13 protein-coding genes are annotated in these 14749 nt (G+C 67.9%); 5 read left to right on the top strand and 8 right to left on the bottom strand.

Annotation, left to right across the window (positions count from 1 at the left end):
• Window positions 1–3 precede the first annotated feature (3 nt).
• Window positions 4–1434 (top strand): M16 family metallopeptidase, encoded by a 1431-nt coding sequence (locus AC56KW_RS24180; RefSeq protein ID WP_497173176.1) that lies wholly within the window; start codon window positions 4–6, stop codon window positions 1432–1434.
• A gap of 210 nt (window positions 1435–1644) precedes the next feature.
• Window positions 1645–1926 carry a PAAR domain-containing protein gene (locus AC56KW_RS24175; protein ID WP_497173175.1) on the top strand — a complete coding sequence of 94 codons (282 nt, stop codon included), beginning with the start codon at window positions 1645–1647 and terminating at the stop codon, window positions 1924–1926.
• A gap of 4 nt (window positions 1927–1930) precedes the next feature.
• On the opposite strand, the gene AC56KW_RS24170 is transcribed toward AC56KW_RS24175, so the two are convergent.
• Window positions 1931–2743, bottom strand: coding sequence for a TOBE domain-containing protein (locus AC56KW_RS24170; protein ID WP_497173174.1), 813 nt, complete (start codon window positions 2741–2743; stop codon window positions 1931–1933).
• 101 nt (window positions 2744–2844) lie between these two features.
• On the opposite strand from AC56KW_RS24170, the gene modA reads away from it, so the two are divergent.
• The 3 genes from modA to modC are packed head-to-tail and all read left to right on the top strand — an operon-like array spanning window position 2845 to window position 5361.
• The gene (gene modA / locus AC56KW_RS24165; RefSeq protein ID WP_497173173.1) at window positions 2845–3588 is read left to right on the top strand and encodes a molybdate ABC transporter substrate-binding protein; all 744 of its coding nucleotides are present in this window, start codon (window positions 2845–2847) and stop codon (window positions 3586–3588) included.
• Window positions 3589–3592: 4 nt separating this feature from the next.
• On the top strand, window positions 3593–4276 hold the full coding sequence (gene modB, locus AC56KW_RS24160; protein ID WP_497173172.1) for a molybdate ABC transporter permease subunit: 684 nt from the start codon (window positions 3593–3595) through the stop codon (window positions 4274–4276).
• The gene (gene modC, locus AC56KW_RS24155) at window positions 4273–5361 is read left to right on the top strand and encodes a molybdenum ABC transporter ATP-binding protein (RefSeq protein ID WP_497173171.1); all 1089 of its coding nucleotides are present in this window, start codon (window positions 4273–4275) and stop codon (window positions 5359–5361) included. The genes modB and modC overlap by 4 nt, the downstream gene beginning before the upstream one ends.
• Before the next feature lie 65 nt (window positions 5362–5426).
• On the opposite strand, the gene AC56KW_RS24150 is transcribed toward modC, so the two are convergent.
• The 7 genes from AC56KW_RS24150 to AC56KW_RS24120 form a co-directional block, all read right to left on the bottom strand.
• The gene (locus AC56KW_RS24150; protein WP_497173170.1) at window positions 5427–7331 is read right to left on the bottom strand and encodes an ATP-binding response regulator; all 1905 of its coding nucleotides are present in this window, start codon (window positions 7329–7331) and stop codon (window positions 5427–5429) included.
• Complete coding sequence (locus AC56KW_RS24145) at window positions 7328–8701, bottom strand: ATP-binding protein (protein WP_497173169.1); 1374 nt, start codon at window positions 8699–8701, stop codon at window positions 7328–7330. Before AC56KW_RS24145 ends, AC56KW_RS24150 begins: the two co-directional genes overlap by 4 nt.
• Window positions 8698–9732 (bottom strand): ATP-binding protein, encoded by a 1035-nt coding sequence (locus AC56KW_RS24140; protein WP_497173168.1) that lies wholly within the window; start codon window positions 9730–9732, stop codon window positions 8698–8700. Before AC56KW_RS24140 ends, AC56KW_RS24145 begins: the two co-directional genes overlap by 4 nt.
• Complete coding sequence (locus AC56KW_RS24135) at window positions 9720–10187, bottom strand: anti-sigma regulatory factor (RefSeq protein ID WP_497173167.1); 468 nt, start codon at window positions 10185–10187, stop codon at window positions 9720–9722. The genes AC56KW_RS24140 and AC56KW_RS24135 overlap by 13 nt, the downstream gene beginning before the upstream one ends.
• The gene (locus AC56KW_RS24130) at window positions 10187–10543 is read right to left on the bottom strand and encodes an STAS domain-containing protein (protein ID WP_005666383.1); all 357 of its coding nucleotides are present in this window, start codon (window positions 10541–10543) and stop codon (window positions 10187–10189) included. The genes AC56KW_RS24135 and AC56KW_RS24130 overlap by 1 nt, the downstream gene beginning before the upstream one ends.
• 10 nt (window positions 10544–10553) lie before the next feature.
• Window positions 10554–11417: an STAS domain-containing protein gene (locus tag AC56KW_RS24125; protein WP_497173166.1), complete on the bottom strand. Its 864-nt coding sequence runs from the start codon at window positions 11415–11417 to the stop codon at window positions 10554–10556.
• Between the two features lie 129 nt (window positions 11418–11546).
• A complete protein-coding gene (locus AC56KW_RS24120; RefSeq protein WP_497173208.1) occupies window positions 11547–14744 on the bottom strand; it encodes an efflux RND transporter permease subunit in 3198 nt (1065 codons plus the stop codon).
• Between the last annotated feature and the right edge of the window lie 5 nt (window positions 14745–14749).

The raw sequence follows: 14749 nt of genomic DNA, 5'->3' as shown, positions 1-14749 counted from the left end.
ATCATGAACAAGCTGATGCTGAAATTGACCTTACCTCTCGCCGTTTCGCTCGCATTCGCCCCGGCCGCTGGCGCGCAGGACCCCAGGACGCCGGCCAGGCCGAAGGACATGCCCGCCTACGGCCAGGAAAAATCGATCCCGGCGCCGAAGATCGCCAAGCAGACCCTGTCCAACGGCCTGACGGTGTGGGTCGTGCCGCGCGACGGCCTGCCGCGCGTGGACTACGTGCTGGCGCTGCGCGGCGCCGGCTTCGCGGCCGACGCGCCGAACCGGAGCGGCTTCGCCGCCATGCTGGCCGGGATGCTCAACGAAGGCACCGCCAAGCGCGATTCGCGCGCCATCGCCGAAGCGGCCCAGGGCCTGGGCGGCGAAGTCGCGGCCAGCCCGGCTGCCGACGGCATCATCCTGTCGGCCAACGCCCTTGCCTCGCAGGCGCCGGCGATGCTGAACCTGATGGCCGAAATCGCGCGCCAGCCGTCCTTCCCCGAGAACGAAGTGGCGCTGGCGAAGGCCAATGCGCTGCAGGCGCTGCGCGTCTCGGAAACCCAGCCGGGCTTCCGTGCCGAGCGCGCGATCAAGAAGGCGGTATACGCCGACCACCCTTACGGCCGCACCGACCCGACGGTCGAATCGATCAATGCCGTCACCGCCCAGGTGCTGCGCACCGAACACGCCAAGCGCTTCCGTCCTGACCGCGCACTGCTGGTGGTCACCGGTCGCATCAGCGAAGCCGAGGCCATGAAGCTCGCGCAAGCCGCCTTCGGCGACTGGAAGGCCAGCGGCGCCGCCCTGCCCGACACGCCGGCCGCCAGCACGGGCGTGACGCCGGCGCGCATCCTGCTCAAGCGCGACGGCAGCGTGCAGTCGACCCTGCGCCTGGGCAGCCCAGGCATCGCGGCCAGCGCGGCGGACCAGATCCCGCTGCGCCTGACCAGCACCATCCTGGGCGGCGGCTTCTCGAGCCGCATCAATACCAACCTGCGCGAAGAAAAAGGCTATACCTACGGCGCCTCGGCCGGCGCGCGCATGAGCCGCGCGGGCGGCATGATGGTGGGCGGCGCCGACGTGCGCAACGAAGTCACCGGCGCCTCGCTGGAAGAGTACTTCAAGGAGTACAAGCGTCTCGGTTCGGAGCTGGTGCAGCCACAGGAAATGGACATGAACAAGCGCTACGTTGCCGGCGGCTACCTGCTCAGCAACCAGTTGCAGCGTTCGGTCGCCAACACCCTGGCCGCCAACTGGCTGGTCGGCCTGCCGCCGGAATTCCTGGGCGAGTACGTGCCGAAGATCCAGAAGGTCACGCCGGAACAGGTGCGCACGGTCGCGAAGAAGTATTTCTCGCCCGAGAAGCAGTCGATCGTGGTGGTGGGCGATCCGTCGAAGCTGGCAGACCAGCTCAAACCGTATGGCGCGTTCACGGTGCAGGACAAGTAAGCCGACGCGGCGCACCTGGCCTGAAAGCCCCGCGGCGTTGCGCGGGGCTTTTTTTGGGCGCTGTGCGCGCTGATTCGTTTCTTTCTGACGGCAAGTGCGTACTGGAACAGCGTCTTTTTGCGCCTGCGGCATGCGCGCCACACTTATGTGTTGTCAAGACCCGCCGACCGGTCCATCCTTAAGCTGCAGCCTTGCACAGGAGGAGTGGACATGGCAACGCGCTACTACATCACGCTCGGCGCATCGACGACGGCCGGGGGCACGGTGACCTCGGCCAGTTCGCTGCTGGCGCTCGATGGCGTCAAGGTCGCGCTCGAAGGCGACCAGGTGTCCTGCCCCGCCTGCGGGTCGACCGGCATCATCGGCCTGAATGGACCGCGCATGCCGGCGCGCCGCGACGGCCGGCAATATGCCCTCGACGGCGACTTGTGCCTGTGCCGCTGCGATCCGCCGCCGCGCCTGGTCGCGGTGCAAAGGCTGTGCGGTCAGTAAGCGTCTAGCCAGGCACGCCCAGGATCACGCTCGATGCCTTGAACAGCGCGGTCGCGGCAGCGCCTTCGGCCAGTTCCAGCACGTCCACGCTGTCGTTGGTGATCGTGGCCGCCACGCTGCCGCCGCCCGCCAGCGCGATCACCACCTCGGAATTGACCGCGCCGCGCATCAGGCGCGTGACCACGCCCTTGAGCTGGTTGCGCGCCGACAGCCGCGCACCGTCGCCAGCCGCCATCACGATCACCGACGACGACTTGATCAGCGCGAACGCCTGCCGCCCCGGCGCGAGCCCGAGATTGTCGAGGCTCTCGCGCGTGACGATGGCGACGATCGCCTGCCCGCCCGCAATCTGGAGCTCGACTTCGTCATTCACCGCGCCGCGCGTTACCCGCGTGACGTTGCCGAAAAACTGGTTGCGTGCGCTGGTCCTCATCTTGAACCTCGTGAAAAGTGCCAGGTCGTCGGCCACGTCGCCAGCCTGGCGGTTGAGTCGCTCGAGAAAGTCTCGGTGCACCTGTTCGATCGTCCTGAAATTGTCCACCAGCTGCTGGCCGCGCGCCGTGAGCCGCGTGCCGCCGCCCCCCTTGCCGCCGGTGACACGCGCCACCAGCGCCTCGCCCGCGAGATTGTTCATCGTGTCGATCGCATCCCAGGCCGCCTTGTAGCTCAGCCCGACCGCCTTGGCCGCGCCGGTGATGGAGCCGAGCTGCCCGATCGCCGCCAGCAGTTCGACCCGGTTGCTGCCGCCGAGGTTTTGGCCGCCGACCGTCATCCAGACCTTGCCCTCGAGAGCGATGCCCTTGTCTTGCGTACTCATCTATTGTCGCCTGCCGTTTCGTTATATACTTTGATTTATAGCGCCTTGCTGTTCAGTTGAGCAGGCTAACACGATGTGCCTATCCTCACCTGGAGAAAAGCATGACACGCCTCGCCAGCCTGACCCTCGCGCTGACCATCATGGGGACGGCGCACGCCGGCGAGGTCCAGGTCGCGGTCGCCGCCAACTTCGCTGGCCCGATGGAAAAGCTGGCCGCCAACTTCGGGCGCGACACCGGGCACAAGGCCATCGTCGCCAGTGGCGCAACCGGCAAGTTCTACGCCCAGATCCGCAACGGCGCGCCATTCGAGGTGCTGCTGGCGGCCGACGACGAAACCCCGGCCAGGCTGGAGGCCGAAGGCCACGTCGTGGCCGGAAGCCGCTTCACCTATGCCACCGGGCGCCTGGTGCTGTGGTCGGCCAGGGATGGCGTCGTCGATTCGGGCGGCAATGTGCTCAAGACCGGCGCCTATCGACACTTGTCGATCGCCAATCCGAAGACCGCGCCGTACGGCGCCGCGGCCATCGCCACCTTGCGCAAGCTCGGCCTGTACGAGACCGTGCAGCCACGCATCGTCCAGGGTGAAAACATCGCCCAGGTCTGGCAGTTCGCCAGCACCGGCAATGCCGAACTGGGTTTCGTGGCCCAGGCCCAGGTCTGGCGCGACGGCAAGTTCACCGCGGGTTCGGGATGGATCGTCCCGGCCACCATGCACGCGCCGATCCGCCAGGATGCCGCGCTGCTGGCCAAGGGCGCCAGGAACCCGGCGGCCCAGGCGCTGCTGCGATACCTGCGCAGCGACAAGGCGAAAGCGCTGGTCCGCAGCTTCGGCTACGAAGTCTGAGCCGATGCTCGATTCGTCCGACATCGCCGCGATCTGGCTGACGCTCAGGCTGGCCATGGTCGTCACCCTGCTCCTGCTGGTATTCGGCACGCCGCTGGCATGGTGGCTGGCGCGCACCCGGTCGCGCCTGCGGCATGCGGTCGGCGCGGTGGTGGCCCTGCCGCTGGTGCTGCCGCCGACCGTGATCGGCTTCTACCTGCTGCTGGCGATGGGACCCAACGGCCCGCTGGGCCAGTTGACCACGGCGCTGGGCCTGGGCACGCTGTCGTTTACATTTACCGGCCTGGTGATCGGCTCGGTGTTCTATTCGCTGCCCTTCGTGGTGCAGCCCCTGCACAACGCGTTCGAGGCGGTCGGCAAGCGCCCGCTGGAAGTGGCGGCCACCTTGCGCGCCAGTCCGTGGGACACCTTCTGGTCGGTCGTGGTGCCGCTGGCGCGGCCCGGCTTCGTCACCGGCGCCATCCTCGGCTTCGCCCACACCATCGGCGAATTCGGCGTGGTGCTCATGATCGGCGGCAACATCCCCGGCAGGACGCGCGTGGTGTCGACCCAGATCTACGACCACGTGGAAGCGATGGAATACGCGCAAGCCCACTGGCTGGCGGGCGGCATGCTGGCGTTCTCGTTCGTGGTGCTGCTGGTGCTGTACACGCTGTATCCGCAATCGGCCAGGGGGACGCGCCGATGAGCGGCATTCATATCAGGGTAAGACTGGACCGGGGCGGCGCCGGCGGTACCTTCCTGCTCGACGCCGACCTCGACCTGCCCGGCCACGGCGTGAGCGCCCTGTTCGGCCATTCCGGTTCCGGCAAGACCACGGTGCTGCGCATCCTGGCCGGGCTGGAGCGCGTCTGCGGCGCCTGCGTCGTGGTAGGCGACGAGACGTGGCAGGACGATACGCGCGGCGTGTTCGTCCCAACGCACCGGCGCGGCATCGGCTATGTATTCCAGGAGGCGAGCCTGTTCGAGCACCTCGACGTGCGCGCCAACCTGGAGTTCGGCCTCAAGCGCCTGCCGCGGGATGCGCGCCGCTTCGGGATCGGGCCCGTGACCGAACTGCTCGGCATCGGACACCTGCTGGACCAGCGCCCGGCCACGCTCTCGGGTGGCGAACGCCAGCGCGCCGCGATCGCGCGCACACTCCTCGCCTCGCCGCGCCTGCTGCTGATGGACGAGCCGCTGGCCGCCCTCGACATGAAGCGCAAGCAGGAAATCCTGCCCTATCTCGAACGCCTGCACGACGAACTGGCGCTGCCGGTGGTGTATGTCAGCCACTCGGCCGACGAGGTGGCGCGCCTGGCCGACTACCTGGTGGTGCTGGAACAGGGACGGGTATTGGCCAGCGGAGCGCTGTCCGAGACCCTGGCCCGGCTCGACCTGGCGGCGAATTTCGAGGACGACGCCGGCGTGATGATCGAGACCGTGCTCGCCGAACGCGATGCGGATGGACTGTCGCACCTGGCCTTCCCTGGCGGCGAGCTGCTGGTGGGCCGGCGCGACGCCGCCATCGGCAGCCGGGTGCGCTGCCGCATCCATGCGCGCGATGTCAGCCTGGCCCTGGAGCGCCCGCGCGGCAGCAGCATTACCAACATCCTGCCGGCCGTGGTCGATGCGCTGGGACCGGCGGCGACGCCCGGACAGGTGCTGGTGCGGCTGAAGATCGGCGAAACCCTGCTGCTGGCGCGCATCACCGAGCGCTCGCGGCGCGAGCTCGCCGTGGAACCGGGATGCGCGTTGTGGGCGCAGGTGAAGGCGGTGGCGTTGCTGGCGTGATCTAGACGCGTGGCCGGCATGGGGCGGAAGGCATGGCCGTCCGCCCCACTACCGTGGACGTCATATCAACCCCGCAGCGCCGCTTCCAGGTCCGACAACTCCGCCGGCTTGACCAGGTGCGCATCGAAACCCGCCTCCTGCGCGCGGCGGCGGTCTTCGGGCGAACCATAACCGGTATGCGCCACCAGGCGGATGTGCGCCAGTGCCGGATTGGCCTTGATGCGGCGCGCGACCTGGTAACCGTCCACGCCCGGCAAGCCGATATCGAGCACGATCACCTGCGGCTTGTGGCGCAGCGCCAGCGCCTCGATCTCGCCGGCGTCGGCCGTGGTACGTGGCTGGTAGCCCATCTCGGCCAGCAGGAAACCCATCATCTCCATGGCGTCGACGTTGTCGTCCACCAGCAGCACGCGCATGCCGCCCGAATCGGGGCCACTGACGGCCTCTGGCGACGGCGCCTCGGGCACGCCGGATGTGATCCGCAGCAGCGGCAGTTCGATCGTGAAGGTGCTGCCCTGGGCGATGCCCGGGCTGGCCGCTTCCAGCCGGCCGCCATGCAGCTCGGCCAGGTGCGAGACCAGCGACAGGCCGATGCCCAGCCCTTCGGGCGCCCGGTCGGGCGGCACCGCGGCCTGGGCGAACATGCCGAAGATGCGCGGCAGGTTGTCCTCGTCGATGCCGATGCCGTCGTCGCGTACCGAGATGCGCACGCGTGCCTGCCCGCCTTCGCCCGTGACCTCGACACCAAGCACGATTGCGCCGCCGATCGGCGTGAACTTGGCTGCGTTGTGCAGCAGGTTGCCGACCGACTGGGCCAGCCGCACCGGGTCGCCCATGACCCACAGGTCTTCGTTCGGCTGGCGTACGTCCAGGCTGTGTTCGCGCGTGGCGATCAGCGGGCCGGCGGTCTCGATCGCCTGCGCGATCACGCTCTTCAGGTTCACTTCTTCGTTGCGCAGCACGATCTTGCCTTCCGAGATGCGCGCCACGTCCAGCAGGTCGTCGACCAGGTGCGCCAGATGGTCGACCTGTCGCGTGATGACGTCGCGCGCGCGCGCCTGCAGCTCGCTCGCGCCTTCGCCGCTGGCGGCCAGCAGGGCGGCGGCATTGCGGATGGGGCTCAGGGGATTGCGCAGCTCGTGCGCCAGCGTCGCCAGGAACTGGTTCTTGTTGCTGTCGGCGGTGCGCAGCAGTGCTTCCATCTCGCGCCGGCTCGTGATGTCGCTGCTCACGCGCGCCACCCGGTAGACCTCGCCGCGAGCATTGCGCACCGGGAACAGGCGGTCGCGCACCCAGCGCACCTGGCCGTCGGCGCCGCGGATGCGGAATTCATCGTCGTAGTGCGGTTCCTCGGCGATCCGTTCCCAGCGCCGCGCCATGCGGATGCGGTCGTCCTGGTGCACCGCCTCGAGCCAGCCTGCAGGCTCCTGGCCCAGCATCTCCACGCTGCGCCCCCATAGCGTGGCGTAGGCGGGGCTCACGTATACCAGCTGGCCGCCGGGCACCGAGAACATCCAGAACACATCGTCGATATTGTCGGTCAGCTGGCGAAAGCGCTCCTCGCTGTCGCGCAGGTCGACCTGGATGTGGCGCATGCGCAGCAGCGCGTTGACGTTGGCGATCAGTTCGTCGGCCTCGATCGGCGCCGCCAGGTAGTTGTCGGCGCCGCCTTCCAGGCCGCGGATCTTGTCGGCGCGCCCGGTCAGCGCGGCCGAGGTCTGCAGCACCAGCACGCTGCTGCTGTCCGATTCGGCCTTGATGCGGCGGCACACTTCGATGCCGTTGATGTCCGGGAGCTTGACGTCGAGCAGGACCAGCGCCGGCATTAGGCGCCTGACCATGTCGAGCGCGTCGGTGCCGTTGGCGGCCTCGATGACGTCGAACCCGGCGCTCTGCAGGATCCGGGTCTTGGCGTAGCGGGCCCCGTCGTTGTCGTCAACGTTGAGAATCTGAGTTGGATGACTATTCATGATGCGGTTCCATCAGGATCCATGGGCGATTGCAGCGATGTGCCGGGCAAGATGCGCGGCAGGGTCAGCGTGAACGTCGAGCCAACGCCTGGCGTGCTCGAGACGTCGACCCGCCCACCGAGCAGGTCGGCCAGCTTGCGGCATAGCGGCAGGCCGAGGCCCGTGCCCTTGCTGCGGCGCTGCAGCGGATGCTCGATCTGGCTGAACTCTTCGAAGATCAGCTGCAGGTTGTCGCGGCTGATGCCGATGCCGGTGTCGGCCACCGCGAAGGCGATGGTGTCGGCTTCCGGGTCGTGCGCGGCGAATACCAGCACCGAGCCCTGCTCGGTGAACTTCAATGCGTTGGAGATGAAGTTGCGCAGGATCTGCGAGATCTTGCCTTCGTCGGAATAAAACGGTTCCTCGATGCCGGACGGCTCGAAGATCAGCTCCACGCGCGCCTCGTCCACGAGCGGACGCAGCATGCCCTTGAGCGCGCGGAACAGGTTTTCCACCACCACCGGTTCGACGTGGGTCTCGACCCTGCCGGCCTCGATCTTGGCCAGGTCGAGCAGGTCGTTGACCAGCTCCGACAGGTCGGCCGCCGCGGTGGAGATGAACTTCACCTGCCGTTCCTGCTCGTCGGTCAGGTCGCCGTCCATGCGGTCGAGCAGCAGCTGGGCCAGCGCGCGGATCGACGACAGCGGCGTGCGCAATTCGTGGCTCGTGTTGGACAGGAAGCGCGACTTCATTTCGTCGGCGCGGCGCAGGCGCTCGGCCTTGTCTTCGATCTCGGCGTACAGCGCCACGATGCCGCGGTTGGTGTCTTCCAGTTCACGTGTCAGCGACACCAGGTCGTCCTGCCGTTCACGCAATTCGGCAAGGGTGGACAGCAATTCCTGGTTTTGCAGCTGCAATTCGAGCACCGGGTTCGAGACCGGGGTATCGGCCAGGCGCGCGCCAATCTCGGCCAGCCTGGCGCTCGTGACGTGTTCGTGGCGCGGCAGCGTCTTGCGCACGGTGACGGTCGATGCGCCGGCCTCGCCGGGATCGACCTCGCAGGCATCCATCAGGCGGTGCGCGGTGACGATCGCCAGTTCGCGCAGCGACTCGGTGTCGTCGGCCGCGGCCAGGTGGGCGTTACCCGCGCCACCGCTGACCAGCACCTCCAGGTGCTGGCGGCCGTCCTTTTCGCACAGCTGGAACAATGCCCTGCCGCCGCGGCCCTGCAGGCTGGCGCCGCGCGCGACTTCCGACACTGCGGTGCCGATGCGCACCTGGTCCTGCTGCGAAAAGCCCAGCAGCGCCGAAATCTGGCGCGCGCGCTGGCGCACCAGGACCACGTCCTGGTCGCTGTCGAGGCCGACGTTCAGGATGCGCTGGGCAGTCATCTCGCGCCCGCCAGGCGCCGCACCACCAGCACCATCGCATCGTCGCGTCCACGGCTGTAGTCGCGCATCAGGATCGCCGCGATCAGGGCCGGGCTGCGCCCCTGCAGGCCGGGGTACTTGTCCAGGTCCCACTGGGTCTGGATGCCGTCCGAGCACAGGATGCACAGCGCGCCGGTCTCGAACGGCACAGTGAACTCCTGCACCTTGCGCATATTGTGGCCGACGATGCCATTGTGCGACACCAGCGCCCGGCGCACGTCGCCGATGGCGATCGCACCGATATTGCCGACGCCGGCGAAACGCAGCTCGTCGGCCTCGAAGTCGATGTGCGCGGCGGCCAGCGCGGCGCCGCGCGTGGGCCGCAAGGCCTCGTGCGCCGCGTGCACCAGTTCACCGGCGCCGATCGCGCCGCGCTGGCCGAGCGTCGTGATCGCCGCATTCGACGCGCGCGCCGCATCCGGGCCATGACCCAGCCCATCGGACGCGAGCAGGGTCGCGCCGTCGGCACCGCAGGCGACCGCCCAGCCGTCGCCGCAGACCTCTTCGCCCCGGATCGGCGTCCACAGCGCCCCTACCTCCACGGCGCCGGGGCCGGGGCCGGGAGCGGGCACGTCGCGCCACACACGCATGAAGAATGCGGCGCCGTCGCCGCGGGTCGAGTACACGTCGAATTCGTCCGACAGCCGATTCAGCGCGCCCAGGCCGGTACCGGCGGTGCCGGCGGTCGAGACGCCGTCGACCAGGCTGCTGGCCAGGTCGGCGATGCCGGGACCTCTGTCGAGCGCCAGCACGTCGATGCCGATACCGCTGGGTGACTGCGCCGGACCGACGTGGATTTCGCCTTCGCCGGCATGCTTGAGGATATTGGTGGCTGCCTCGGTGATGATCAGGGCCAGTTGGCCGGCGCGGGTCTCGTTGAAGCCCAGCGACTCGGCCAGCTTCTGCCCGGCGCGGCGCACGGCGGCGACGTCGCTGGCGTGGGAAACGGCGAACACGTATTGCGGGGACTGCGAACTGATCAGCGCTTCCATTTGACGATCAGCACCGCGGTGCCCTCCTTCGGACGGCTGTCGATGTCGAACTCGTCGACCAGGCGCTTGGAGCCGCCCAGGCCCAGGCCCAGGCCACCACCGGTGGTGAAACCATCGCGCAGGGCGTTGTCAATGTCGGCAATGCCCTGGCCGGCGTCGACGAACAGCAGGCCGATGCCCTTGCGTATGCCGTCGTCGAGCGCGTCGAGGTGCACCTCGCCGCCGCCGCCATACTTGATCGTGTTGCGCGCCAGTTCGCTGGCGGCGGTCACCAGCTTGGTCTGGTCGACCAGCGACAACGCGAGCGCCACCGCGCGTTCGCGCACCTGCTTGCGCAGGCCCACCACGTCCTCGTCCAGGCGCAGCGGCAAGGTCACCCGCCCGGTACGGTACTGGCGGCGGTGATCGAGCAGGTGCGTCTCGAACAGGACGGCATCGGTATGCGCGTCAACCATTATCTATAGCTCTTTCCGAGCAGGGCCATGCCCTTCTCGACGTTGAGCGCGGTCTTCACGCCGTGCAGGGTCAGGCCCAGCTCGACCAGGGTGATGGCCACCGCCGGCTGCATGCCGACGACCACGGTGCGGGCGTCCAGCACGCGCGCCATGGCGGCGGTATTGCTGATCATGCGGCCGATGAAGGAGTCGACCAGGTCGAGCGCCGAGATATCGATCAGGACGCCTTTGGCGCCGTCGCTGACGATGCGCTCTGTCAGGTCGTCCTGCAGTTGCATGGCGAGGCGGTCATGCATGTCGACCTGGATCGTTACCAGGAGCAGGTCGCCCATGCGCAGGATCGGGATGCGTTCCATGTTGCGGGCCTCAGGCGTTCTTGATCGTGATCGAGGCGCCGGTGCGCTCGAGGGCGACCAGGAAGGCGTCGGCCAGGGTAGCCTTGGTGATCACGTCTTCCAGGTTCACGCCCAGGTGCACGATGGTCTGCGCGATCTGCGGACGGATGCCGCTGATGATGCAGTCGGCGCCCATCAGGCGCGCGGCGGCGATGGTCTTCATCAGGTGCTGCGCTACCAGGGTATCGACAGTCGGCACGCCGGTGATGTCGATGATGGCGATGATCGCGCCGGTGTCGACGATCTTTTGCAGGATGTTTTCCATCACCACCTGGGTACGCGCCGAGTCGAGGGTGCCGATCAGCGGCAGCGCCAGGATGCCGTTCCACAGCTTGACCACGGGCGTCGACAGCTCGAGCAGTTCCTGCTGCTGGCGCACGATGATCTGGTCCTTGGTCTTCTGGAATACCTCGATGGTGTACAGGCCCAGTTTGTCGAGCAGGGTCGTGATGGTCCACGATGCCGCGGCCAGGCCTTCGGCGTCGCCGGCGAAGGCGTCGCGCAGGCGCGCGAAGAGCGGCTGCTTGAGCGAGAACACGAAGGTCGCGGTCTCGCCCGGGGTCGAACCCGACTTGGCGCGGGTCGACGAGATCTCGGCCAGCAAGTCGCGTACCTCGTCCCACGAACGGTGGCCGATGTTATCGAGTTCGCCGCCGCGAGTGGCGGCAGCGAAGGCCTTCAGGAATTGATTGCAATGCGAACGCAGCTGCTCGCGCGCGGCGGCGTTGCTGCGCACGCTCAGCGCCTCGAGCTGGGCGAACCATTCGGCGCCAATGGCGGCTTCCTGGTCCAGGATTGTCTGGCTGATGCGATCCGCGTAATCCTTCATGCTCATCTGTCTGATCCCTTGAATTGGTAGTTGGCGCCGCGCCTGGCCGCCTGTACTTCGGTTGGCGCGGACAAAATTCTGTTAAACATCCAACTATACCATTTTCAATTCGAGCAATCCGTGGCGCACGGTTGTCTATGGGATATTTTTGCTGTCTCGGCGAAAAAATACGCGCCGCGATGGCAAGCCGGCACGCGCCGGTCGCTCCCGGTGCACCCACTCATAAAAAATCGGCAACAAAAGCAGGGTCAGCACCGTGGACGACAGCACGCCGCCGATCACCACCGTGGCCAGCGGCCGCTGCACCTCCGCCCCGGTGCCGACCGCCAGCGCCATCGGCACGAAACCGAGCGACGCCACCAGCGCCGTCATCAAGACCGGCCGCAGGCGCGCCAGCGCTCCCTGGCGCACCGCCTCCGGCACCGGCACGCCGTCCTGGCGCAGGCCACGAATGAAGGAAACCAGCACCAGGCCATTGAGCACGGCGACACCCGACAGCGCAATGAAACCGACCGCCGCCGAGATCGACAGCGGAATCCCGCGCAGCCACAAGGCCGCCACGCCGCCCGCCAGGGCGAACGGGATCCCGGTGAAGACCAGCAACCCGTCGCGCACATTGTTGAACACCAGGTACAGCAGGACGAATACCAGCAGCAGCGAAGCCGGCACGATCAGGCGCAGGCGCTCGGTCGCCTGCGTGAGGTGTTCGAACTGGCCGCCCCAAGCGGTCCAGTAGCCGGGCGCGATGCGCACCTCGCGGGCGATGCGTTCCTGCGCTTCGGCGACGAAGGAGCCGATGTCGCGCCCGCGCACGTTGGCGCTGACCACCACCCGGCGCTTGCCCTGCTCGCGACTGAGCTGGTTGGGGCCCGGCGCCACGTCGAAGGTCGCGATCTCGCCCAGCCTGATGAAGCTGCGCGTGCCTTGCGCGCTGCCAGGCAGCGCCACCGGCAGCCGGCGCAAGGCGTCGATGTCGCCACGCACCGCTTCCGGCAGGCGCACGACGATGTCGAAGCGGCGGTCGCCCTCGAACAGGATGCCGGCGGCGCGGCCCGCGGTGGCGGTGGCGATCATCTCCTGCACGTCGCCGATGTTCAGGCCCATGCGCGCTGCGCGTTCACGGTCGACGTGGATCTGCAGCATGGGCAGGCCGCTGGTCTGCTCGACCTGGACCTCGCTGGCGCCCGGCACGCGGCGCAGCGTGGCGGCGATCTCGTTCGCGGTCGCGCCAAGCACGCCCAGGTCGTCGCCGAACAGTTTCACGGCCACGTCGCTGCGCACACCCGAGATCAGTTCGTTCACCCGCAGCCGGATCGGCTGGCTGAATTCATAGCTGTTGCCGGGCAGTCCTTGGAGCGACGTCCGGATCGCGCTTTCGACTTGCGCACGCGAGCGCCTGCGACCGGATTCGGCGCGCGGCCAGTCCTTCTCCGGCTTGAAAATGATGAAACTGTCGGCCACGCTCGGCGGCATCGGGTCGGACGCGATCTCGGCGGTGCCGATGCGGGCGAAGACGCGCGCGATCTCGGGGAATTCGCGCATCAGGGTCGTCTCGATCTGCTGCTGCATCCTGACCGACTGCGACAGGCTCGTGCCCGGCACGCGCATCGTCAGCACCGCCATGTCGCCCTCGTCGAGATTGGGGGCGAATTCGGCGCCGAGGCGCGTGGCCATCAGGCCGGCGAGAAGGATCACCAGGACCGCGAACACCAGCATCACGACGCGGTTGGCCAGCGCATAGTCCAGCGCCGGCGCATACCAGCGACGCGCCGCGAGCATCACGCGGCTCTCCTTCTCTTGCACGCTGCGGCCGATGAACAGGGCCACCGCGGCCGGCACGAAGGTCACCGACAGGATCATCGCGCCCAGCAGCGCGAACACCACGGTAAAGGCCATCGGGTGGAACATCTTCCCCTCGATGCCGGTGAGGGCGAAGATCGGCAGGTAGACGATCATGATGATCAGCTGGCCATAGACGAGCGGACGGCGCGCCTCGCGCGCCGCCGCGAACACTTCGGCAAAGCGCTCCTCGGGCGTGAGGACGCGGCCCAGGCGGTGCTGGGCGGCGGCCAGGCGGCGCACGCAGTTCTCGACGATCACCACGGCGCCATCGACGATGATGCCGAAGTCCAGCGCCCCCAGGCTGAGCAGATTGGCGCTGACCCCGTTCGCCACCATGCCCGAAAACGTAAACAGCATCGCCAACGGAATCACCATCGCGGTGAGCAGCGCGGCGCGCAGGTTCCCGAGAAACAGGAACAACACCGCCACCACCAGGATCGCGCCTTCGACCAGGTTCTTGCGCACCGTGGCGATGGCCCGCTCGACCAGCACCGTGCGATCGTAGACAGTGACCGCCTTGACGCCTTTCGGCAGGCCGCGGTTGATCTCGAGCATGCGCGCATCGACCGCTTTGGACACGGCGCGGCTGTTCTCGCCGATCAGCATCACCACGGTGCCGAGCACCACCTCGACGCCATTCTCGGTGGCGGCGCCGGTGCGCAGTTCCTGCCCGATCGTCACCTCGGCCACATCGCGCACCCGTACCGGAATGCCGCGGATGCTGGTGACGACGATATTGCCGATGTCGTCGATGGACGCCGCCTGGCCCGGCGCGCGCACCAGGTATTGCTCGCCCTCGCGCTCGATGTAGCCGGCGCCGACATTGCTGTTGTTGCGTTCCAGCGCACGGACGATGTCGGCCAGCTCCAGGCCATACGACGACAGCGTGGCGGTGTTCGGAGCCACCAGGTATTCCTTGTCGAAGCCGCCGATCGAGTTGATCTCGGTGACGCCCGGCACGGTGCGCAGCTGCGGCTTGATGATCCAGTCCTGGATCTCGCGCAGGTCGGTCGGCGTGTAGGGCGTGCCGTCCGGCTTTTTCGCGCCCGGCTCGGTCTCGACCGTCCACTGGTAGATCTCGGACAGGCCGGTCGCGATGGGGCCGAGTGCCGGCACGACGCCGCCCGGCAGCTGCTCGCGCGCGTCCTGCAGGCGCTGGCTGACCAGCTGGCGCGCGAACTGGATGTCGGTGCCTTCCTCGAACACGACCGTCACCTGCGACAGGCCGTAGCGCGACAGGGAGCGCAACTGTTCCAGGTGCGGCAGGCCGGACAGCACCGTCTCGACCGGATAGGTGATGCGCTGCTCGGTCTCCAGCGGGGAGTAGCCGGGCGCCGCGGTATTGATCTGGACCTGCACGTTGGTCACGTCCGGCACCGCATCGATCGGCAGGCGGCCGTAGTTGTAGACGCCGATGCCGGCCACCGCCAGTACCGCCAGCATCACCAGCCAGCGGCGCGCGATGGCGGTGGCGATCAGGCGGTCGAACAGGGTCG

This window comes from Telluria sp. RT2P19, assembly GCF_059685725.1.
Note: the sequence above shows the minus strand (reverse complement) of the source record. Positions and strands in the feature narration are given on the sequence as shown.

Excerpts from the sequence above, each read along its gene's own strand:
- modB (WP_497173172.1), top strand. The coding sequence starts at position 3,593 with ATGCTCGATTCGTCCGACATCGCCGCGATCTGGCTGACGCTCAGGCTG.
- AC56KW_RS24170 (WP_497173174.1), bottom strand. The coding sequence starts at position 2,743 with ATGAGTACGCAAGACAAGGGCATCGCTCTCGAGGGCAAGGTCTGGATG.
- AC56KW_RS24140 (WP_497173168.1), bottom strand. The coding sequence starts at position 9,732 with ATGGAAGCGCTGATCAGTTCGCAGTCCCCGCAATACGTGTTCGCCGTT.
- AC56KW_RS24145 (WP_497173169.1), bottom strand. The coding sequence starts at position 8,701 with ATGACTGCCCAGCGCATCCTGAACGTCGGCCTCGACAGCGACCAGGAC.
- AC56KW_RS24175 (WP_497173175.1), top strand. The coding sequence starts at position 1,645 with ATGGCAACGCGCTACTACATCACGCTCGGCGCATCGACGACGGCCGGG.
- AC56KW_RS24150 (WP_497173170.1), bottom strand. The coding sequence starts at position 7,331 with ATGAATAGTCATCCAACTCAGATTCTCAACGTTGACGACAACGACGGG.
- AC56KW_RS24130 (WP_005666383.1), bottom strand. The coding sequence starts at position 10,543 with ATGGAACGCATCCCGATCCTGCGCATGGGCGACCTGCTCCTGGTAACG.
- AC56KW_RS24135 (WP_497173167.1), bottom strand. The coding sequence starts at position 10,187 with ATGGTTGACGCGCATACCGATGCCGTCCTGTTCGAGACGCACCTGCTC.
- modC (WP_497173171.1), top strand. The coding sequence starts at position 4,273 with ATGAGCGGCATTCATATCAGGGTAAGACTGGACCGGGGCGGCGCCGGC.
- AC56KW_RS24125 (WP_497173166.1), bottom strand. The coding sequence starts at position 11,417 with ATGAGCATGAAGGATTACGCGGATCGCATCAGCCAGACAATCCTGGAC.
- modA (WP_497173173.1), top strand. The coding sequence starts at position 2,845 with ATGACACGCCTCGCCAGCCTGACCCTCGCGCTGACCATCATGGGGACG.
- AC56KW_RS24180 (WP_497173176.1), top strand. The coding sequence starts at position 4 with ATGAACAAGCTGATGCTGAAATTGACCTTACCTCTCGCCGTTTCGCTC.